Origin of the sequence: Acidovorax sp. SUPP2825, assembly GCF_030158995.1 — a bacterium.
Lineage (GTDB): Bacteria > Pseudomonadota > Gammaproteobacteria > Burkholderiales > Burkholderiaceae_C > Paracidovorax.
In genome coordinates this window covers 97631-117527 of sequence record NZ_BQXK01000014.1, presented here as the reverse complement: position 1 = coordinate 117527, position 19897 = coordinate 97631, and the positions used below count along the sequence as shown (strand labels likewise).

The following is a 19897-nucleotide window of genomic DNA, read 5'->3' as shown; positions in this document are numbered from 1 at the left end:
GGTTCACCGTGCGTCTCCGGTCGGTGTTCAAGCGTAGAGCGGGTTGATCTTGTCGGTGTTGATGCCGTACTTCTGGATCGCCTCGGCCACCTTGGCTGCCGGCACCACGCCGTCGTCCGCCAGGCCCTTGAGCGCCGCCACGACGATGTAGTGGCGGTTGATCTCGAAGTGCTCACGCAGCTTGCGGCGGAAGTCGCTGCGCCCGAACCCGTCGGTGCCCAGCACCTTGTAGGCGCGGCCCTTGGGGATGAAGGGGCGGATCTGCTCGGCGTAGGCCTTCATGTAGTCGGTGGAGGCGATGACCGGGCCGGTGGTCTTGGACAGCTGCTCCTCCACGAACGGCACGCGCGGCGTTTCGGTGGGGTGCAGCAGGTTCCAGCGGTCGGCGTCCTGGCCGTCGCGGGTCAGCTCGTTGAAGCTCGGGCAGCTCCACACGGAAGCGGCCACGCCCCAGTCCTTTTCCAGCAGTTCCTGCGCGAAGAACGACTCCCGCAGGATGGTGCCGCTGCCCAGCAGTTGCACGGTGGGGGCGTCCTTCTTGAGGGCCGGCGCCTGCTTGCACAGGTACATGCCCTTGATGATCTGCTCTTCGGTGCCGGGCTGCAGGCCTGGCATCGAGTAGTTTTCGTTCAGCAGCGTGAGGTAGTAGAAGACGTTTTCCTGGCGCTCGACCATGCGCTTCATGCCGTCGTGCATGATCACCGCGACTTCGTGGGCGAACGTCGGGTCGTAGCTCACGCAGTTGGGGATGGTGCCGGCCAGGATGTGGCTGTGGCCGTCTTCGTGCTGCAGGCCTTCGCCGTTCAGCGTGGTGCGGCCCGAGGTGCCGCCCAGCAGGAAGCCGCGCGCCTGCATGTCGCCCGCCGCCCAGGCCAGGTCGCCGATGCGCTGGAAGCCGAACATCGAGTAGTACACGTAGAACGGCACCATGATGCGGTTGTTGGTGCTGTACGAGGTGGCGGCCGCGATCCAGCTGCTCATGCCGCCGGCTTCGTTGATGCCTTCCTGCAGGATCTGGCCGGCCTTGTCTTCCTTGTAGTACATGACCTGGTCCTTGTCGACCGGGGTGTACTGCTGACCGTGCGGGTTGTAGATGCCGATCTGGCGGAACAGGCCTTCCATGCCGAACGTGCGGGCCTCGTCCACCAGGATGGGCACCACGCGCGGGCCCAGGGCCTGGTCGCGCAGCAACTGCGTGAGAAAGCGAACGTAGGCTTGCGTGGTGGAGATTTCGCGGCCTTCGGGCGTGGGCTCGAGGATGGCCTTGAACGTTTCCAGCGCGGGCACGGTGAAGCTCTCGTCGGCCTTCACGCGGCGCTTGGGCAGGTAGCCGCCGAGGGCCTTGCGGCGCTCGTGCAGGTACTTCATTTCGGGGGTGTCGTCGGCCGGCTTGTAGAACGGCAGGTCGGCGATCTGGCTGTCCGGAATCGGGATGTTGAAGCGGTCGCGGAAGGCCTTGATGTCTTCGTCGCCGAGCTTCTTGGTCTGGTGGACGGTGTTCTTGCCCTCGCCGATCTTGCCCATGCCGAAGCCCTTGACGGTCTTGACCAACAGCACGGTGGGCTGGCCCTTGTGCTCGTTGGCGGCGTGGAAGGCGGCATAGACCTTCTGCGAATCGTGGCCGCCGCGGCGCAGGTTCCAGATCTCGTCGTCGCTCATGTGCTCGACCATCTTCAGCGTGCGCGGATCGCGGCCGAAGAAATGCTTGCGCACGTAGGCGCCGTCGTTGGCCTTGAACGACTGGTAGTCCCCGTCGTTGCACTCCATCATGATCTTGCGCAGCGCGCCGTCCTTGTCGCGCGCCAGCAGGTCGTCCCAGCCCTTGCCCCACAGCAGCTTGATGACGTTCCAGCCGGAGCCGCGGAACTCGCTCTCCAGCTCCTGGATGATCTTGCCGTTGCCGCGCACCGGGCCGTCCAGGCGCTGCAGGTTGCAGTTGATGACGAAGATCAGGTTGTCGAGGTTCTCGCGCGCGGCAAGGCCGATGGCGCCCAGCGATTCGACCTCGTCCATCTCGCCGTCGCCGCAGAACACCCAGACCTTGCGGTTTTCGGTGTTGGCGATGCCGCGGGCATGCAGGTACTTGAGAAAGCGCGCCTGGTAGATCGCCATCAGCGGGCCCAGGCCCATCGACACCGTGGGGAACTGCCAGAACTCGGGCATCAGCTTGGGGTGCGGGTAGCTGGACAGGCCCTTGCCGTCCACTTCCTGGCGGAAGTTGAGCAGTTGCTCTTCGGACAGGCGGCCTTCCAGGTAAGCGCGGGCGTAGATGCCGGGCGACACGTGGCCCTGGATGTACAGCAGGTCGCCGCCGTGGTTTTCGCTCTCGGCGTGCCAGAAGTGGTTGAAGCCGGCGCCGAACATGTTGGCCAGCGAGGCGAACGAGCCGATGTGGCCGCCCAGGTCGCCGCCTTCGGGCGGATGGTGGCGGTTGGCCTTGACGACCATGGCCATGGCGTTCCAGCGCATGTAGGCGCGCAGGCGGCCTTCGATTTCGAGGTTGCCGGGGCAACGGGCTTCCTGGTTCGACTCCAGGGTGTTCACGTAGCCGGTGTTGGCGGAGAAAGGCAGGTCGATGCTGCTTTGGCGGGCATGTTCGAGCAGTTGCTCGATCAGGAAGTGGGCGCGCTCTGCACCTTCCTTGTCGATGACGGCGCTCAGCGCATCCATCCACTCACGGGTTTCCTGCTGATCGGTGTCGGGGGTGGACGACGCCGGGTTTCCGGCCTGGGGGTCGGTCTGAGCTGACATGCCTGTCTCCTTTATGGGTGCTGGCGTTGGAAATTTCGGGCGAGTGTCTCATATTTTTTTGGTATTTCAAATTGTGCTTTTCATTTTCATAATGCAAAATATTGCTGCAAGTGCACATTTTCATACCGGAAGAAGGCCTCCAGTGCTCCCCTACACTCCGCCCATGGAACGTCCGCCTTCTCCGCCCCCGGCCACCGGGCCCGCTGTGGTCGCCCCGGTGCGCTGGTGGCGCACCTGGTGGCGCAGCCTCTCCCCTACCCGCCAGGACCGCTTCGCGGCCCTCGCGCCACTGGCCGCCGTACTGATGTTCCTGGCGGCCATCGTGGCGGCTTTCTGGTATTTGCGCATGGAAGAAGGCGAGCGCGAGCAGGAAGCCCTCAAGCGCGACGTGGAATACGCGCAGCAGCGCGTGCGGCTGCGCCTGCTGGAGCGGCAGGAGCAGATCATGCGCATCGCGCGCGACCTCTCCAACCAGGACCTGGAGCGTGCCGACTTCGTGGCGCGTGCCGAAGGCCTCATCAGCCAGTACCCTGAACTGCAGGCCATCAGCTGGATCGACGACCGCCGCCGCATCCGCGCCAGCCATGCGGCGCCCACCGTCACCAGCGGCCAGTTGCGCGTGGCAGGCGAGGTGCTTAGGAACGGCGACACCGCCGATACCTTCAGCCTCGCCCGGGACCTGCAGCAGCCCGTGTACGCCCAGCCCAACGGCACCGAAGGCGAGACCGCCCCGCTGCTGCAGCTGCAGGTACCGCTGGCCGCGCAGGGCAAGTTCACCGGCGTGGTGCTGGCGGAATATTCCATCGACAGCCTGCTGCGCTACGGCACGCCGACCGAGGTGCTGGCGCGCTACGCCGTCACCATGCTGGACGGGCACGACCAGGTGCTGGCGGGCAGCGCGCTCACGCCGCGCAGCGCCTCCGGGCTGCTGCCGTGGACCGCGCGCGCCAACGAATACGAGGTGCCGGTCTCGCCCGTGGGCAACGGCCTCGTGCTGCGCGCGCAGGCCTACCGCACTTCGCTCGGCGTGGTGGGCAGCGGGCTCTTCTGGCTGGTGGGCACGCTGAGCGCCATGACGGCCTGGCTGCTGATCGCCACCTGGCGCCACACGCGCCGGCGCATGCAGGCCCAGCAGGCGCTGGTGGCCGAAACCAACTTCCGCCGGGCGATGGAAAACTCCATCCTCACCGGCATGCGCGCCCTGGACATGCAAGGGCGCATTACCTATGTGAACGCCGCGTTCTGCCAGATGACGGGCTGGAACGAGGCCGATCTGGTCGGCCAGTCGCCGCCCTACACCTACTGGCCCGAGAGCGACCACGAAGCGCTGCACGCCAAGCTGCGCGACGAGTTGAGCGGCAAGGTCACGCTGGGCGGATTCCAGGTGCGGGTCAAACGCAAGAGCGGCACGCTGTTCGACGCGCGCCTGTATGTCTCGCCCCTGATCGACGCCCATGGCCACCAGACCGGCTGGATGACGTCGATGACCGACATTACCGAGCCCAATCGCGTGCGCGAGCAGCTGTCCGCATCGCACGAGCGCTTCACCATCGTGCTGGAGTCGCTCGATGCCTCGGTGTCGGTCGCACCGCTGGGCAGCGAGGAACTGCTGTTCGCCAACAAGCTGTACCGCCAGTGGTTCGGCTCGCAAACGGGCGGGCACCTGCAACTGGTCGCGCAGGCGGGCGTGCTGCCCTCCACCACTGCCAGCGCGCGCGGCATGGACGACGAGGACGGGCTGATGGGCCTGCCGACCGATCCGCTCACCAGCGCCCGGTCCGAAAACGCCGAGATCTACCTGCCGGACCTGGGCAAGTGGCTGGAAGTGCGATCACGCTACCTGAACTGGGTGGACGGGCGCCTGGCCCAGATGGTGATCGCCACCGACATCACGCCGCGCCGCCAGGCCGAGGAACAGGCCGCGCGGCAGGCCGAGCGCGCCCAGTCGGTCAGCCGGCTCATCACCATGGGCGAGATGGCCTCCAGCGTGGCGCACGAACTGAACCAGCCGCTCACCGCCATCAGCAACTACTGCAGCGGCATGGTCTCACGCATCGAGAGCGGCCAGATCACCGAAGAGGCGCTGTTGTCCGCGCTGCAAAAGACGGCCCATCAGGCGCAGCGCGCGGGGCAGATCATCCAGCGCATCCGCGCCTTCGTGAAGCGCAGCGAGCCCAATCGCGCCCTGGCGGACGTCCACACCATGGTCAGCGAGGCGGTCGAGCTGGCCGACATCGAACTGCGCCGGCACAACGTGCGCCTGACCCATTACGTGGCGGCGCGGCTGCCCCAGGTGATGGCCGACACCATCCTGATCGAGCAGGTGCTGGTCAACTTGATGAAGAACGGCGCCGAGTCCATCGAGCACGCCCAGCGCCCGCCGCCCCGGCGCAGCGTGGAGCTGCGCGTCGTGCCCCGCCAGGTCGAAGGCCGCGAGGTGATCGAGTTCACGGTGCAGGACACCGGCAAGGGCCTGGCCCCCGAAGTGCTGGAGCATCTGTTCGAAGCCTTCTTCTCCACCAAGCAGGAAGGCATGGGCATGGGCCTGAACCTGTGCCGCAGCATCGTCGAGTCCCACCAGGGGAGGATGCAGGCGGAGAACCTCTACAATGGCCCGGAGGTCACCGGCTGCCGGTTCTCCTTCTGGCTTCCGCTGGCGCAGCCTGCGGATGCCACTACGAATTCTGTAGCAAACGCATCACATCCAAGGACCCCTGCATGAGCTTGATTCCGAAAAAAGGCACCGTCTACGTCGTGGATGACGACGAAGCCGTCCGCGACTCCCTGCAGTGGTTGCTGGAAGGCAAGGACTATCGGGTGCGCTGCTTTGATTCGGCGGAATCCTTCCTCTCGCGCTACGACCCCCGCGAAGTCGCCTGCCTCATCGTGGACATCCGCATGGGCGGCATGACCGGCCTGGAACTGCAGGACCGGCTCCTCGAACGCAAGTCCCCCCTGCCCGTCGTCTTCATCACCGGCCACGGCGACGTGCCCATGGCGGTGAACACCATGAAGAAAGGCGCGCTCGATTTCATCCAGAAGCCGTTCAACGAGGAAGAGCTCGTGGGCCTGGTGGACCGCATGCTCGACCGGGCGCGTGAATCGTTCGCCGGCCACCAGCAGGCCGCCAGCCGCGACGCCCTGCTGTCCAAACTGACCGGCCGTGAAGCCCAGGTGCTGGAGCGCATCGTCGCCGGCCGCCTGAACAAGCAGATCGCCGACGACCTGGGCATCAGCATCAAGACCGTGGAGGCGCACCGCGCCAACATCATGGAAAAGCTGAACGCCAACACCGTGGCCGACCTGCTCAAGATCGCCCTCGGCCAGAACGCGCCCAAAGGCTGATTGCTCCTGATTTGATAGCTGCCAGCACAATCAAAACGCCGGCAGGCAGCCGTTTTCATTGCCAACCTGAGTTTCTCGACGAATGACAGCCCAACTGATCGACGGCAACGCCCTCTCCCGTCAACTGCGCACCGAAGTGGCCCAGCGCGCCACTGCCCTGAAAGCGCGCGGCACCGTCCCCGGCCTGGCCGTGGTGCTGGTGGGCGACAACCCTGCCAGCCAGGTCTACGTGCGCAACAAGGTCAAGGCCTGCGAGGACAGCGGGCTGCATTCGGTGCTGGAAAAGTACGATGCCGCGATGAGCGAGGCCGAGCTGCTCGCCCGCGTCGAGGCACTGAACAACGACCCGGCCATCCACGGCATCCTGGTCCAGTTGCCGTTGCCCGCGCACATCGACGCGCAGAAGGTCATCGAGGCGATCTCGCCCGCCAAGGACGTGGACGGCTTTCACATCGCCAGCGCCGGCGCGCTCATGACCGGCATGCCCGGTTTCTGGCCCTGCACGCCCTATGGCTGCATGAAGATGCTCGAATCCATCGGCTACTCGCTGCAGGGCAAGCATGCGGTGGTCATCGGCCGCAGCAACATCGTGGGCAAGCCGATGGCGCTCATGCTGCTGCAAAAGAACGCCACCGTGACCGTGTGCCACAGCGCCACGCAAGATCTGAAGGCGCAGACCCTGCAGGCGGACGTGATCGTGGCCGCCGTGGGCAAGCGCAACGTGCTCACGGCCGACATGGTCAAGCCCGGCGCGGTGGTGATCGACGTGGGCATGAACCGCAACGACGAAGGCAAGCTCTGCGGCGACGTGGACTTTTCCGGCGTGAGCGAGGTGGCCGGCTGGATCACGCCCGTGCCCGGCGGCGTCGGCCCCATGACCATCACCATGCTGCTCGTCAACACGCTCGAAGCTGCGGAGCGCGCAGCCGCCTGACCATTTTTGCTGCCACGGCCGGCTTGAACCTGACCCATCCAACGCCATCTATCCGCGCATGAGCAATCCCCTCCTCGCCCCTTCCGACCTCCCCCTGTTCGACCGCATCCAGCCCAGCGACGTGGCCCCGGCAGTCGATGTGCTGCTGCAACGTGCGAGCGCGGCACTGGAAACCGTCACGGCGCCCGACTTTCCGGCGCGATGGGAATCGATCGCCGAGGTGCTGGATGTCGCGACGGAAGCGCTGGGCCGCTCCTGGGGCGCGGTGAGCCACCTCAACAGCGTGGCCGACACCCCCGAACTGCGCGCGGCCTACAACGAGGCCCTGCCCCGCGTCACCGAGTTCTGGACCCGCCTGGGCGCCGATGAACGCCTGTATGCCAAATACAAGGCCATCGATCCGCAGACGCTGAACACCGAGCAGCGCCAGGCCTTGCGCAACGCCGTGCGCAACTTCGTGCTGTCGGGCGCCGAGCTGCAGGGGGCGGCGCGCGAACGCTTCGCGCAGATCCAGGAACGCCAGGCGGAACTCAGCCAGAAGTTCAGCGAAAACGCGCTCGACGCCACCGACGCCTTCGCCTACTACGCCCGGGAGGACGAGCTCGACGGGTTGCCCGACGACGTGAAGCAGGCCGCACTGGCCGCCGCGCAAGCCGAGGGCAAAGCCGGCTACAAGCTCACCCTCAAGATGCCTTGCTACCTGCCGGTGATGCAGTTCGCCCGCAGCAGCGCCCTGCGCAAAACGCTGTACCGCGCCTATGTCACCCGGGCCTCGGACCAGGCCGAAGGCGATGCCAAACGCTTCGACAACAGCGCCCTCATCCGCGAGATCCTCGCACTGCGCAGGGAAGAGGCGCAACTGCTGGGATACGCCAATTTCGGCGAGGTGTCGGTCGTCGCCAAGATGGCCGACTCGCCCCAGGAGGTGATCGACTTCCTGCGCGACCTGGCCCGCCGTGCCCGGCCCTACGCCGAAAAAGACGTGGCCGACATGCGCGAGTTCGCCGCGAAGGATCTCGGCATTGCCGATCCGCAGGCCTGGGACTGGCCCTACATCTCCGAGAAGCTCAAGGAAGCGCGCTACGCCTTCAGCGAGCAGGAGGTCAAACAGTATTTCACCGCGCCCAAGGCCCTGGCCGGCCTGTTCAAGATCGTCGAGACGCTGTTCGAAGTGGCCATTCGCCGCGACAGCGCGCCCGTCTGGAACCCGGCCGTGGAGTTCTACCGCATCGAGCGTGGCACGGAGCTCGTGGGCCAGTTCTACCTGGACCAGCCGGCGCGCAACGGCAAACGCGGCGGCGCCTGGATGGACGATGTGCGCACCCGCTGGCTGCGCCCCGACACGGGCAAGCTGCAAACGCCTGTGGCGCACTTGGTGTGCAACTTCGCCGAAGGCGTGAACGGCGCGCCGCCGCTGCTGACCCACGACGACGTCATCACGCTGTTCCACGAGTTCGGCCACGGCTTGCACCACATGCTCACCCAGATCAACGAGCGCGATGTCTCGGGCATCAGCGGCGTCGAATGGGATGCGGTCGAGTTGCCCAGCCAGTTCATGGAAAACTTCTGCTGGGAATGGGACGTGCTCAAGCACATGACCGCCCATGTGGAGACTGGCGAGCCGCTGCCGCGCGCGCTGTTCGACAAGATGATCGCGGCGAAGAATTTCCAGAGCGGCATGGGCACGCTGCGGCAGATCGAATTCGCGCTGTTCGACATGCTGCTGCACACCTCGCACGACCCGTCGCAGGACTTCATGCCCTTGCTGGCCCAGGTCCGCAGCGAGGTGTCGGTGCTGACGCCGCCGGCCTTCAGCCGCACCGCCCACACCTTCAGCCACATCTTCGCAGGCGGGTATGCCGCAGGCTACTACAGCTATAAATGGGCCGAAGTGCTCAGCGCAGACGCTTATGCCGCGTTCGAGGAGACGGCCGGCGCGGACGGCCTGCCCAGCGCCGAGACCGGGCGCCGCTACCGCCAGGCCATTCTGGAAGCGGGCGGCAGCCGCCCGGCCATGGAGTCGTTCAAGGCGTTCCGAGGCCGCGCGCCCAGCCTGGATGCGCTGCTGCGCCATCAGGGCATGGCCGGCAACGCTTGAGCCCATCGATACCCGAGACTGTTCCCTTTGGAGTCCTACGACATGAAGCAACCGCTCTTCGCCCTCGCGCTGGCTTCGACCTTCCTGGCCGTGACCGCCCTGCCCGCCCAGGCACAGCAGGTGTACCGCATCGTCGGCCCCGATGGTAAGGTGACCTTCTCGGACCGCGCGCCCGATGCCAAGACCCCACCGGCCCAGGTGGGCGGCGGACGCGCCAGCGGCCCGGCCCTGCCTTATGAACTGCAGCAGGTCGCCAACCGTTTTCCGGTCACGCTCTATACCGGCAACGACTGCACGCCGTGCGTGAGTGCGCGCAACCTGCTGGTGAACCGCGGCGTGCCGTTCACCGAACGCACCGTGAACACCGAAGAAGACGCCGATGCGCTCAAGCGCCTCAGCGGCTCCACCAATCTGCCCTTCGGCACCATCGGCTCGCAGCAGCTCGTGGGCTTTTCGGACAGCGAGTGGGTACAGTACCTCGACGCGGCCGGCTACCCCAAGCAGTCGCAGTTGCCCCCGAACTATCGCCGGGCCCCCGCGGCGCCGATGGTCGCGGCCAAGCCGGCAAGCCCCCCAGCGACGGCAGCACCTGCCGCGCCGGCCGAAGCACCGCGCCCCACCGCACCGAGCGGCAATGGCGGCAGAACGCCAAGCAACCCGGCAGGCATCACGTTCTGACGCGGCATCCGGCATGGCAGGCCGGTTGCGGCGTCACTTGCGCAGATTGCAGCACTGCCTTCAGTCCCATTCGGTACCAGGCCACCAGGCAGGTAACGGCCCGGCCCTGAGGGTTTTCAGTATTGAACGGTGCGTACGCCCTGCGCCGTGCCCAGCAGGCACACATGGGCTTTCTGGTGCGCGAACACGCCCACGGTCACGACGCCCGGCCACTGGTTCACCTCCGACTCGAAAGCCAGCGGATCGGTGATGCGCAGGCCACGCACATCCAGAATGTGCTGCTGGTTGTCCGTCACCAAAGGCGCGCCGTCTTTCTGGCGCAGCGTGGCTTGGCCGCCAAGGGCCGAGAAGCGGCGGGCAATCTGCTGAGCCGCCATGGGAATCACTTCCACGGGCAGCGGAAACTGGCCCAAGGCATCCACCCGCTTCGACTCGTCGGCAATGCACACGAACTGCCGGGCCAGGGCCGCCACGATCTTTTCGCGCGTGAGCGCAGCGCCGCCGCCCTTGACCATGTGGCCCTGCCCGTCGATCTCGTCGGCGCCGTCGATGTAGACCGCCAGGGACTCGACTTCATTCGCATCGAACACTGGAATCCCCAAGGCTTTCAGCCGCTGGGTGCTGGCTTCGGAGCTGGACACGGCGCCCCGGATGCGGTCTTTGATGGTGGCCAGCGCGGTGATGAAATGGTTCACCGTGGAGCCGGTGCCGACGCCGACGATCTCGCCGGGCACGACGTATTGCAGGGCCGCCTGGCCGACCAAGGCCTTGAGTTCTTCTTGGGTGAGGGGTGAAGGTGTCGTCATGGGGGAAAATCGGGAGTAGTTCACCGAATTATCCCCATGTCCTTGATCCCCTACGCCCTCGCCCGCCCTCTTCTTTTCGGCATGGATGCCGAAGCCGCCCACGACATGACCATGGACATGCTGTCGCGCGGCCAACGCACGCCCTTGCAATGGGCCTGGTGCAACGACACCGTGGACGATCCCGTGACGCTGGCCGGCCTGACCTTTCCCAACCGGGTCGGGTTGGCCGCGGGCCTCGACAAGAACGCCCGCTGTATCGACGCACTGGGTGCCATGGGCTTCGGATTCGTCGAGGTCGGCACCGTCACGCCCAAGGGCCAGCCGGGCAACCCCAAACCACGCATGTTCCGGCTGCCGCAGGCCAATGCGCTCATCAACCGCTTGGGGTTCAACAACGAAGGGCTGGACGCTTTCCTGCACAACGTGCAGCAGGCGCGCTTTCGCACCCAGGCGCGCAAACACCCCATGCTGCTGGGATTGAACATCGGGAAGAACGCCACCACGCCGATCGAGAACGCCACTGCGGACTACCTGGCCTGCCTGGACGGCGTCTATCCCCACGCCGACTATGTCACGGTGAACATCAGCTCACCGAACACGCAGAACCTTCGCGCCTTGCAGAGCGATGCAGCCCTGGATGCGCTGCTGGGTGCCATCGCAGAGCGGCGGGAAGCCCTTGCCCAGCGCCATGCCAATGCCCAGGGGACTCCTCGCCGCGTGCCGGTGTTCGTCAAGATCGCCCCCGATCTGGACGCGGCCCAGGTTGAGCTGATTGCGGCCACACTACAGCGCCACGGGATGGACGGCGTCGTGGCCACCAACACCACAATTGCCCGAGATGCCGTCAAGGGAATGCAGCATGCCGAAGAAACCGGGGGGCTCAGCGGCGCGCCGGTGCTGGAAGCCAGCAATCGGGTGATCCGCCAACTTCGGCAGGCATTGGGGTCTCAATTTCCGATCATCGGCGTGGGCGGCATTCTGAGTGCGGACGACGCGGTGAGCAAGATCAAGGCGGGCGCCGATGTGGTGCAGATCTACACCGGCCTCATCTACCAAGGCCCTTCGCTGGTTCCGCAGGCAGCCCGGGCGATCAAGGCCATGCGCTGAAGCCAATGCAAAAAGGACCCAAAAGGGTCCTTTCGTTCCACGCAAGGCTTACTTACGACGCGTGCGAGGCGCAGCCTCAACGCCGCATTTGCATGATCAGCGGCATGGCCAGACTCGCCCACCGAATCAGCCGGGCCGGCCCCGCCACCACCGCCAGTCCGGCCACCACGGCAATGGCGGCGGGATGCGATCGCGCGAAGGCGAGCAGCCGGATGGTCATCGAGGTGTCCGAGTCGGCAGCTTGCCGTTCGTCTTGTGCGGCCTGCACTTGCATGGCCTGGGATCGTGCGGCGCGCCTTGCCCGCAGACGCTGACGCTGCAACGCAATGCGCTCTAGAATTTTTTGTTGTCGATCGCTCAGGGAAACAGAGCCATCTTGTGATCTGGATGTCATGGGCTCAGAGCCTTTCCTTGATGTCGCGCCAGTCCTGCGCCAGTTCTTGCCGCGTCAGCGCAAATGCATTGCCCGCCTGCTTGGCCACGGAGATCAATCCGATCAAGGCCCCGGCCCACAGCACCAGCCAAGTGCCCGCCACCAGCCAGCCCACCATCGTGCGCTGGGGCGAATCCCAGAATTGCACCAAAACAGCGAGTGACGCCAGCACCAGGGTGACGACCGTGAGACCGCCCACGGCAACCACCAGCATGACCATCAAGCCCAAACGCCGCTTCTGCTCGGCCCATTCGAGCCTCACCAGATCCAGCCGGTCTTCCGCAGCAATGGCCCCTTCGATGACAGCAGCGCGCCATCGCGCAACCCAGCCGTCCAATCCCAGAAGTGCCAACCAATTCATGCGAGCCTCTCTTGAGCCATCAGGTCATTGTTTTTAATGGGGATTAACGGCGTGCCAGCAGGAAGCCGACCAGGGCACCTGCTGCCAAGGCAGCGGTGGCCACGCGCCAGGGTTCGTCATGGGCGTATTGGTCAGCAGCGCGTGCGGCTTCCTTGGCTTGGTAGGCCGCATCCTGGGCAGCGCGCACAGCGGAGTCACGCACCGAGTGGATGCCATCGTCCAGGCGCTGGCGCAGTTGCTTGATTTCCGGAACGCTGTCCAGATCCTTGCTGGACAAAAGGCCACGCAAGTCAGAAACCAGCTTTTCCAGTTCGTTTTGCGCGGAAGAAAGCGTGTTGGATGCAGAAGTCATGAAGAAGCCTTTCATAGCATGGAATAAAGGTAATCCGCCCCATACAGCCGGGCTGTAGGCGGATGTCCCATCTTAGTCACACGCTTTACATACGGCCGTAGGCCATGGCCGCTTGGATGAGAAAGTCAGCGGGAGACTTGATCTGCGACATGCTCGCCCAGAGCCAGGGCACTGGTAAGGCCTGGTGACTCGATGCCGAACAGCTGGATGAGCCCACCCATGCCATGCGTTTCAGGGCCTTGGATGCAAAAGTCCGCTGCGGACTCGCCCGGCCCGTGGATCTTGGGCCGAATGCCTGCATAGCCAGGCACCAGGGCGCCATCCCGCAGGCCCGGCCAATACCGGCGCACTTCCGCATAGAACGCCTCGCCGCGCGCAGGATCGACCGACAGGTCGTAGGCGGAGCCCACCCACTCCACGTCGGGACCGAACTTGGCTTGGTGTCCCATGTCCAGTGTCAGGTGCACGCCCAGGCCAGCCGCTTCGGGAACGGGGTAGATCAAGCGGGAAAACGGCGATGCGCCCGTCAGCGTGAAGTAACTGCCCTTTGCGTACTGGGCCGTTGGCACATGGCGCGGATCGAGGCCATGGAACCGCTTGGCCAGATCGGGCGCCTGCAGGCCTGCGGCATTCACCAGCGTGCGGGCACTCAAGCGTGTACCGTCGCTTGCTTTCAAAACGATAGCATCACCCCCTAGTACTGCATGCGCCAGAGGCGAATTCAGTGCCACGATGCCGCCCTGGTGCTCCAGATCGCCTTGGAGCGAGAGCATGAATGCATGGCTGTCCACGATGCCGGTACTGGGCGACAGCAGTGCCGCCACGCATTCCAGCGCGGGCTCCAAGGCCCGGGCCTGTTCCCGCGTCAGCCATTGCAGGTCGGTGACGCCATTGGCATGCGCCTTTTGCTGGATGCTTTCCAGCGATGCCCGCTGCTCGTCCGACGTGGCAACGATCAGCTTGCCGCAGCGCCGGTGCGCGATGCCCCTCGCCTCGCAGTACGCGTAGAGCATGTCGCGGCCCTGCACGCAAAGCCGGGCCTTGAGCGATCCTTGGGGGTAGTAAATCCCCGCATGCACCACTTCGCTGTTGCGGGAGCTGGTGCCCGTGCCAATCGCATTGGCGGCCTCGAGCACCAGCACCTCGCGCCCCCGCAAGGCCAGGGCACGCGCAACGGCCAAGCCCACTACCCCCGCGCCGACGATGACGCAATCCACCGACTCGGTCATGATGGCTGCCGGCCTTGCGCTTCGAACCCATCGATCACGTTCACCGTGTTGAGGCCCAGCTCCGCCGCGGCATAGCCGCCTTCCAGCACGAACACGGTCGGCAGGTTCAGTTGTGCCAGGCGCTGCCCGATCCGAGAAAAGTCCTGGGATGCCAAGGAGAAGCGCGAGATGGGATCCCCCTCGAACGTATCCAAGCCCAGGGAGACCACCACCGCCTGCGGACCGTAAGCCAGGATGGCCTTGCAGGCCTTTTCCAACGCGGCAAACCATGCGTCGAACCCGGTGCCGGCGGGCAGCGGCAGATTCAGGTTGAAGCCCGCTCCGGCACCGTGGCCGGTCTCGTCCGCATGGCCCAAATAAAAAGGGTATTCGGTCATCGGGTCGCCATGGATGCTGATGAACAGCACGTCCGAACGCTCGTAGAAAATGCTTTGGGTGCCATTGCCGTGGTGGTAGTCCACATCCAGCACCGCCACGCGAGGCATGCCGGAGTTGCGCAGCGTCTGGGCTGCGACGGCCGCGTTGTTGAGAAAACAGTAGCCTCCCATGAAGTCCGGCCCCGCATGGTGGCCGGGCGGCCGCGTCACGCAAAAGGAGGCCCCCGCGGCGCCGCTGGCCACCGAGGAAGCGGCACTGGCAGCCGCGTCCGCGCCGGCCTTGGCCGCGGCCCAAGTGCCTTCGGCCAGCGGCGTCCCGTTGTCCATCGAATACAAGCCATAGCGCGCCGTGAAATTCGCGGGTTCGATGTCCGACCGCAACGTGCGAACCGGCCACACCGAGGGAAACGGCTGAACAGTGGCATTCGCCGGGTCTTGCGCCAGCCATTGCGGCCACGCGGTCTGGAGGAAGGACAGGTACCGCTCGGCATGGATTTGCTTCAACACGGCAGCGCTGTCGACATTGGGCGGCAGTAGCGCGTGGCCACACTCTTTCAGACGCTGCTCCACATAATCCTGGCGCGCCGGCTTCTCGAAGCACGGCACCCGTTCGCCACGAAAGAACTCATGCACCGGGGCATGGGCGTTGTGCAGGGGATTGTGAAAAGTGAGCATCGTCTGGCGGCCTCGGAAATCGAAACCATCGATTGTGGCCGAACGCAGCGCGCCAAACCCATTGGCGGCGGGCATCCGGCGAGGCCTCATCCATCACTAAGCAGGCAACAAAAAACCCCTGCAGACAAAGCCTGCAGGGGTTGATGTGGTGGGTGATACATGGATCGAACATGTGACCCCTGCCGTGTGAAGGCAGTGCTCTACCGCTGAGCTAATCACCCATTGAATCAGCCATGCGATGCACTTCTGATTCAAAAAACACTGGTGGGTGATACATGGATCGAACATGTGACCCCTGCCGTGTGAAGGCAGTGCTCTACCGCTGAGCTAATCACCCGTGTTGTCTTGCGACAAGCCCATGATTATTGCACAGCTTTTTCTACCGAAGACTCAATTCGCCAAATTGTTTTTCCACCACTGGCTTTGTCGATGTGGGCCAGCGTCTCCTCGTGCAACGACAGTTCCTGCTCGCTGGCGGTGAGCACCTGCAAAACCAGCGCGCTCAGATCGATCGGCGCCACACGAATGCCGGACTTGGTGTCGCTTTCTTCGTCAGAGATCAGCAACGGGTCCTGCCCGCGCGTCAGGTTGATGTAGACGTCGGCCAACAGTTCCGCATCCAGCAGTGCGCCGTGCAGCGTGCGGCCGGAATTGTCGACGCCGAGCCGGTCGCACAGGGCATCCAGAGAATTGCGCTTGCCAGGGAACATCTCCTTGGCCATCACCAGCGTGTCGGTCACGCTTTCGACGTACGTCTTGAAGCCGGGGCGGCCCGTCAGTTCCAGTTCCTTGTTGAGGAAGCCCACGTCGAAGGCTGCGTTGTGGATGATGATTTCCGCACCCTGCAGGTACTGCAGGATGTCGTCGGCCATCTCCGCAAACTTCGGCTTGTCCCGAAGGAATTCGTTGCTGATGCCGTGCACCTTGAGAGCGTCTTCATGGCTGTCGCGCCCTGGATTGAAGTACAGGTGCAGGTTGTTGCCGGTGAGCTTGCGGTTCAGCAGTTCCACGCATCCCAGTTCGATGATGCGGTCGCCGCCTTCGGCAGACAGGCCGGTGGTTTCCGTGTCCAGAACGATCTGACGCGACATCAGTGGTTCTCCTTGGCGTGGTTGATGGTGTACTTGGGGATCTCCACCGTCACGTCGCTCTGGGCAAGAATCGCCTGGCAACTCAGGCGCGACTGTGGCTCCAGGCCCCAGGCGCGGTCGAGCAGGTCCTCTTCTTCCTCTTCGGCCTCATTGAGGGACGCTCCCCCGGCACGCACGATCACATGGCAGGTCGTGCAGGCACAACTCATGTCGCAGGCATGCTCGATCTTGATGCCGTTGTCGAGCAAGGCTTCGCAGATCGAGGTACCGGAAGGCGCCGTGATGTCGGCGCCCGCAGGGCAGTACTCGGAATGGGGCAGTATTTTGATGACGGGCATGGGGCTGGATCGTCGTTTAAAGGGTTTGCACGTTCTTGCCGCCAAGGGCCTGCTGGATTCCGCGATTCATGCGGTGCGCCGCGAATGCCTCGGTCCCGTGGGCCAGGGCCTGGGTCGCCGCCTCGATCGCTGCCGCGTCGTCCAGTTCACGCGCCTGCTGCAAGGCCAGCATCAGTGCTTCAATGGTTTCGCGTTCGTCGGTTTCGAGCAGATCGGCATCAGAATCCAGCGCACTGCGGGTGGCCATCAACATGCGATCGGCATCCACGCGCGCTTCGACCAGCGACCGCGCCCGCATGTCCTGCGCGGCCGTTGCAAAGCCTTCTTGCAGCATGCGTGCAATGTGGTCGTCCGACAGGCCGTAGGAAGGCTTAACGTCGACGCGCGCTTCGATGCCACTGCCCTGCTCTTTCGCGCTCACGTTGAGCAAGCCATCGGCATCGACGGTGAACGTGACCCGGATCCTGGCCGCGCCTGCGGCCATCGGTGGAATGCCGCGCAGTTCGAACCGCGCCAAGCTCCGGCAATCCGCCACCAAATCGCGTTCGCCTTGCACCACATGAATGGCCAGGGCGGTCTGGCCGTCCTTGTACGTGGTGAAGTCCTGCGCCTTGGCGGTGGGAATGGTTTCGTTGCGAGACACGATGCGCTCGACCAGTCCGCCCATGGTTTCAATGCCGAGCGACAAAGGAATCACGTCCAGCAGCAGCATGTCGCCCGATGGATTGTTGCCCGCCAACTGGTTGGCCTGAAGGGCGGCACCCAGTGCGACGACCTCGTCCGGATTCAGGTTGTTCAGTGGTTCCGTTCCGAAGAACGATTGCACTGCGCGCTGCACTTGCGGCATGCGCGTCGAGCCACCCACCATGACCACGCCTTGCACCTCTTCGGGAGACAGCTGCGCATCGCGAAGGGTCCGGCGCGCCGCCGCAATCGAACGCTGGGTGAGCGCCGCCGTGGCCGCTTCCAGATCGGCACGGTGCACGGGGACGTCGATGCTGGCGCCCGATACCTCGGCGACGAAGGCTGCAGTCTCGGCAGCGCTGAGCGCCTCTTTGCACGCGCGTGCGGCCAGCCGAACGGCGGCCTTCTCCTGGGCCGTGACGGCCACCAAGCCCTGCTGCTGAAGCACCCAATCGGCCAGCGCCGCATCGTAATCGTCGCCCCCCAGAGCGGAGTCTCCCCCCGTGGCAATCACTTCGAACACCCCTTGGGTCAGCCGCAGGATCGACACATCGAACGTGCCACCACCGAGGTCATACACCGCATAGACGCCTTCGCTGGCATTGTCGAGGCCGTAGGCAATGGCGGCGGCGGTCGGCTCGTTGATGAGCCGCAGCAGATTCAAGCCCGCCAAACGCGCTGCGTCCTTGGTGGCTTGGCGCTGCGCATCATCGAAATAAGCCGGGACGGTGATGACCGCACCGAAAATCTCGTCGTCGAAACTGTCTTCGGCACGGAAACGGAGCGTCGCCAGGATCTCCGCGCTGACCTCCACCGCCGACTTGGCGCCGTCGACGGTTTGCAGGGAGACCATGCCACCGCCGCCTTCATCCTGCGCTTCGACAAAGTCGTAGGGGAGCTTTTCGGGATGGGCAATATCCTGCAGGCTGCGCCCCATGAACCGCTTGGCCGACGCGATGGTATTGCCCGCGTCCTGCGCCTGGGCTGCCACCGCTTCGTAGCCGATCTGGCGGCGGCCTTCTGCCAAGTAGCGAACGACAGACGGCAGCAACACGCGGCCCTGGTCGTCGGGCAGGCACTCGGCCACGCAGTTGCGCACAGCCGCCACCAGGGAATGGGTGGTGCCCAAATCGATGCCCACGGCAATGCGCCGCTGGTGCGGGTCAGGAGATTGGCCGGGTTCTGAAATCTGCAAAAGCGCCATGGGGTCTTTTTCTAGGTGGGAGGCGGCATGCACTGGCTGCCGCATCCATTCGATCGATCGATCAATCAATAAAGGCAGGCGCTATTGTCCCAGTGCGTCTCTGCGGCGGTCGATATCGTCGGCAAATCGCGCAATGAACATGAGGGCTCTGACTTCGTTCGCGGCGGCGGCGTAGTCGCGCTGCCCATCCAAAAGCTGCTCGCAACGCTGCAGCGCTGCAGCGCGCGCGTTTCGAACCGCCTGGTCCAGCGCATCGAGCGAAGAGGGATCTGCCGCGTCGTCGAGCGTCTCGCGCCATTCCATCTGCTGCATCAGAAAATCGGTGGGCATGGCCGTGTTGTCTTCGGCCCGGATCGACGCGCCGCCCAGTTCGCACAGATAGGCCGCGCGCTTGAGGGGGTCCTTGATGCGTTGGTATGCCTCGTTGATGCGCACCGACCATTGCATCGCCAGGCGCTGCGCCGAGGGGCCATGCATGGCAAATCGATCAGGATGGGCTTCGCGCTGCAACTCTTTCCAACGGGCATCCAGGGCCGGGCGATCCTGCGCGAATTGGCGCGGCACGCCGAAGAGTTCGAAGTCGTCGGATTGAAGGTTCATGTCAAGAAAAAAACCGCCAGCACGGAACGCGTTGGCGGTTCATTGCAACCAGCGTGGATAGAAAGGTCAAACCCGGAAGCTCTCTCCGCAGCCACACCGGTCTCGCTCGTTGGGATTGTTGAACTTGAAGCCTTCGTTCAACCCCTCGCGCACGAAATCCAGCTGGGTGCCATCGATATAGGCCAAGCTCTTGGGATCGATGAGCACCTTCACACCATGGTCTTCGAACACCATGTCTTCCGGTCCCTGCTCGTCCACATACTCCAGCTTGTAAGCCAAACCGGAGCAACCTGTCGTCTTCACGCCCAGCCGAACCCCGACGCCCTTGCCGCGACGGGAGAGATAGCGGCTCACATGTCGGGCCGCAGCTTCGGTCAATGTGATCGCCATGTCACCTCGCCCCGCTCAGGCAGCGGCCATAGCGGTGTGCTTGGCCTTGTAGTCTTGCACGGCCGCCTTGATCGCGTCTTCCGCCAGGATGGAGCAATGGATCTTGACCGGGGGCAAGGCCAGTTCCTGCGCAATTTCCGCATTCTTGAGGGCAGCTGCCTCGTCCAGCGTCTTGCCTTTCACCCATTCCGTGACCAGGGACGACGATGCAATCGCCGAACCGCAGCCATACGTCTTGAAGCGGGCATCTTCGATCACACCGGTTTCAGGGTTGACCTTGATCTGCAGCTTCATCACGTCGCCGCAGGCCGGTGCGCCTACCATACCGGTGCCCACCGAATCATCGCCCTTGTCGAACGATCCCACGTTGCGGGGGTTCTCGTAATGGTCGATCACTTTGTCTGAATAAGCCATGATGTTTACCTCTTGAATCTGCTGACCGGC

19 protein-coding genes and 2 tRNA genes are annotated in these 19897 nt (G+C 64.5%); 6 read left to right on the top strand and 15 right to left on the bottom strand.

Annotation, left to right across the window (positions count from 1 at the left end):
- Positions 1 to 27 precede the first annotated feature (27 nt).
- On the bottom strand, positions 28 to 2751 hold the full coding sequence (gene aceE, locus AVAK2825_RS17865; RefSeq protein ID WP_272569141.1) for a pyruvate dehydrogenase (acetyl-transferring), homodimeric type: 2724 nt from the start codon (positions 2749 to 2751) through the stop codon (positions 28 to 30).
- A gap of 163 nt (positions 2752 to 2914) precedes the next feature.
- On the opposite strand from aceE, the gene AVAK2825_RS17860 reads away from it, so the two are divergent.
- From AVAK2825_RS17860 to AVAK2825_RS17840, 5 genes are all read left to right on the top strand, one after another.
- Positions 2915 to 5473, top strand: coding sequence for a PAS domain-containing sensor histidine kinase (locus AVAK2825_RS17860; protein WP_284401328.1), 2559 nt, complete (start codon positions 2915 to 2917; stop codon positions 5471 to 5473).
- Positions 5470 to 6096: a response regulator transcription factor gene (locus AVAK2825_RS17855; RefSeq protein WP_092739228.1), complete on the top strand. Its 627-nt coding sequence runs from the start codon at positions 5470 to 5472 to the stop codon at positions 6094 to 6096. The genes AVAK2825_RS17860 and AVAK2825_RS17855 overlap by 4 nt, the downstream gene beginning before the upstream one ends.
- Before the next feature lie 82 nt (positions 6097 to 6178).
- Positions 6179 to 7030 carry a bifunctional methylenetetrahydrofolate dehydrogenase/methenyltetrahydrofolate cyclohydrolase FolD gene (gene folD, locus AVAK2825_RS17850; protein WP_284401325.1) on the top strand — a complete coding sequence of 284 codons (852 nt, stop codon included), beginning with the start codon at positions 6179 to 6181 and terminating at the stop codon, positions 7028 to 7030.
- A gap of 58 nt (positions 7031 to 7088) precedes the next feature.
- Positions 7089 to 9128 (top strand): M3 family metallopeptidase, encoded by a 2040-nt coding sequence (locus AVAK2825_RS17845; protein WP_284401323.1) that lies wholly within the window; start codon positions 7089 to 7091, stop codon positions 9126 to 9128.
- A 42-nt stretch (positions 9129 to 9170) separates the two neighbouring features.
- Entirely contained in the window at positions 9171 to 9806 is a 636-nt protein-coding gene (locus AVAK2825_RS17840) for a glutaredoxin domain-containing protein (protein WP_284401321.1), read from the top strand.
- Positions 9807 to 9922: 116 nt separating this feature from the next.
- Here the strand turns inward: AVAK2825_RS17840 and rpiA are convergent, their stop codons facing one another.
- On the bottom strand, positions 9923 to 10612 hold the full coding sequence (gene rpiA, locus AVAK2825_RS17835; RefSeq protein WP_284401320.1) for a ribose-5-phosphate isomerase RpiA: 690 nt from the start codon (positions 10610 to 10612) through the stop codon (positions 9923 to 9925).
- 36 nt (positions 10613 to 10648) lie between these two features.
- Between rpiA and AVAK2825_RS17830 the strand changes: the two genes are divergently transcribed.
- Positions 10649 to 11719, top strand: coding sequence for a quinone-dependent dihydroorotate dehydrogenase (locus tag AVAK2825_RS17830; protein WP_284401319.1), 1071 nt, complete (start codon positions 10649 to 10651; stop codon positions 11717 to 11719).
- 76 nt (positions 11720 to 11795) lie between these two features.
- Here AVAK2825_RS17830 and AVAK2825_RS17825 read toward each other — a convergent pair whose 3' ends face one another.
- From AVAK2825_RS17825 to iscU, 13 genes are all read right to left on the bottom strand, one after another.
- Positions 11796 to 12113, bottom strand: a complete 318-nt coding sequence (locus tag AVAK2825_RS17825; protein WP_284401317.1) for a hypothetical protein — start codon at positions 12111 to 12113, stop codon at positions 11796 to 11798.
- Between the two features lie 4 nt (positions 12114 to 12117).
- Entirely contained in the window at positions 12118 to 12513 is a 396-nt protein-coding gene (locus AVAK2825_RS17820; RefSeq protein WP_272569133.1) for a phage holin family protein, read from the bottom strand.
- 43 nt (positions 12514 to 12556) lie between these two features.
- Complete coding sequence (locus tag AVAK2825_RS17815) at positions 12557 to 12865, bottom strand: ElaB/YgaM/YqjD family protein (protein WP_272553263.1); 309 nt, start codon at positions 12863 to 12865, stop codon at positions 12557 to 12559.
- 125 nt (positions 12866 to 12990) lie between these two features.
- A complete protein-coding gene (locus AVAK2825_RS17810) occupies positions 12991 to 14094 on the bottom strand; it encodes an NAD(P)/FAD-dependent oxidoreductase (protein ID WP_284401315.1) in 1104 nt (367 codons plus the stop codon).
- Positions 14091 to 15146 carry a histone deacetylase family protein gene (locus tag AVAK2825_RS17805; protein WP_284401356.1) on the bottom strand — a complete coding sequence of 352 codons (1056 nt, stop codon included), beginning with the start codon at positions 15144 to 15146 and terminating at the stop codon, positions 14091 to 14093. The genes AVAK2825_RS17810 and AVAK2825_RS17805 overlap by 4 nt, the downstream gene beginning before the upstream one ends.
- A 146-nt stretch (positions 15147 to 15292) precedes the next feature.
- Positions 15293 to 15367 (bottom strand) — tRNA-Val (locus AVAK2825_RS17800).
- Between the two features lie 41 nt (positions 15368 to 15408).
- A tRNA-Val gene (locus AVAK2825_RS17795) sits at positions 15409 to 15483 on the bottom strand.
- A gap of 25 nt (positions 15484 to 15508) precedes the next feature.
- Positions 15509 to 16237, bottom strand: coding sequence for a DNA polymerase III subunit epsilon (gene dnaQ / locus AVAK2825_RS17790; protein ID WP_272569130.1), 729 nt, complete (start codon positions 16235 to 16237; stop codon positions 15509 to 15511).
- A complete protein-coding gene (gene fdx, locus AVAK2825_RS17785) occupies positions 16237 to 16575 on the bottom strand; it encodes an ISC system 2Fe-2S type ferredoxin (RefSeq protein ID WP_284401312.1) in 339 nt (112 codons plus the stop codon). Before fdx ends, dnaQ begins: the two co-directional genes overlap by 1 nt.
- A 16-nt stretch (positions 16576 to 16591) precedes the next feature.
- The gene (hscA, locus tag AVAK2825_RS17780) at positions 16592 to 18463 is read right to left on the bottom strand and encodes a Fe-S protein assembly chaperone HscA (RefSeq protein ID WP_284401310.1); all 1872 of its coding nucleotides are present in this window, start codon (positions 18461 to 18463) and stop codon (positions 16592 to 16594) included.
- An 81-nt stretch (positions 18464 to 18544) separates the two neighbouring features.
- Positions 18545 to 19063, bottom strand: coding sequence for a Fe-S protein assembly co-chaperone HscB (gene hscB / locus AVAK2825_RS17775; RefSeq protein ID WP_284401309.1), 519 nt, complete (start codon positions 19061 to 19063; stop codon positions 18545 to 18547).
- Positions 19064 to 19129: 66 nt separating this feature from the next.
- Positions 19130 to 19453: an iron-sulfur cluster assembly protein IscA gene (gene iscA / locus AVAK2825_RS17770; protein ID WP_092739252.1), complete on the bottom strand. Its 324-nt coding sequence runs from the start codon at positions 19451 to 19453 to the stop codon at positions 19130 to 19132.
- A gap of 15 nt (positions 19454 to 19468) precedes the next feature.
- Positions 19469 to 19867, bottom strand: a complete 399-nt coding sequence (gene iscU, locus AVAK2825_RS17765; RefSeq protein WP_272553075.1) for a Fe-S cluster assembly scaffold IscU — start codon at positions 19865 to 19867, stop codon at positions 19469 to 19471.
- Between the last annotated feature and the right edge of the window lie 30 nt (positions 19868 to 19897).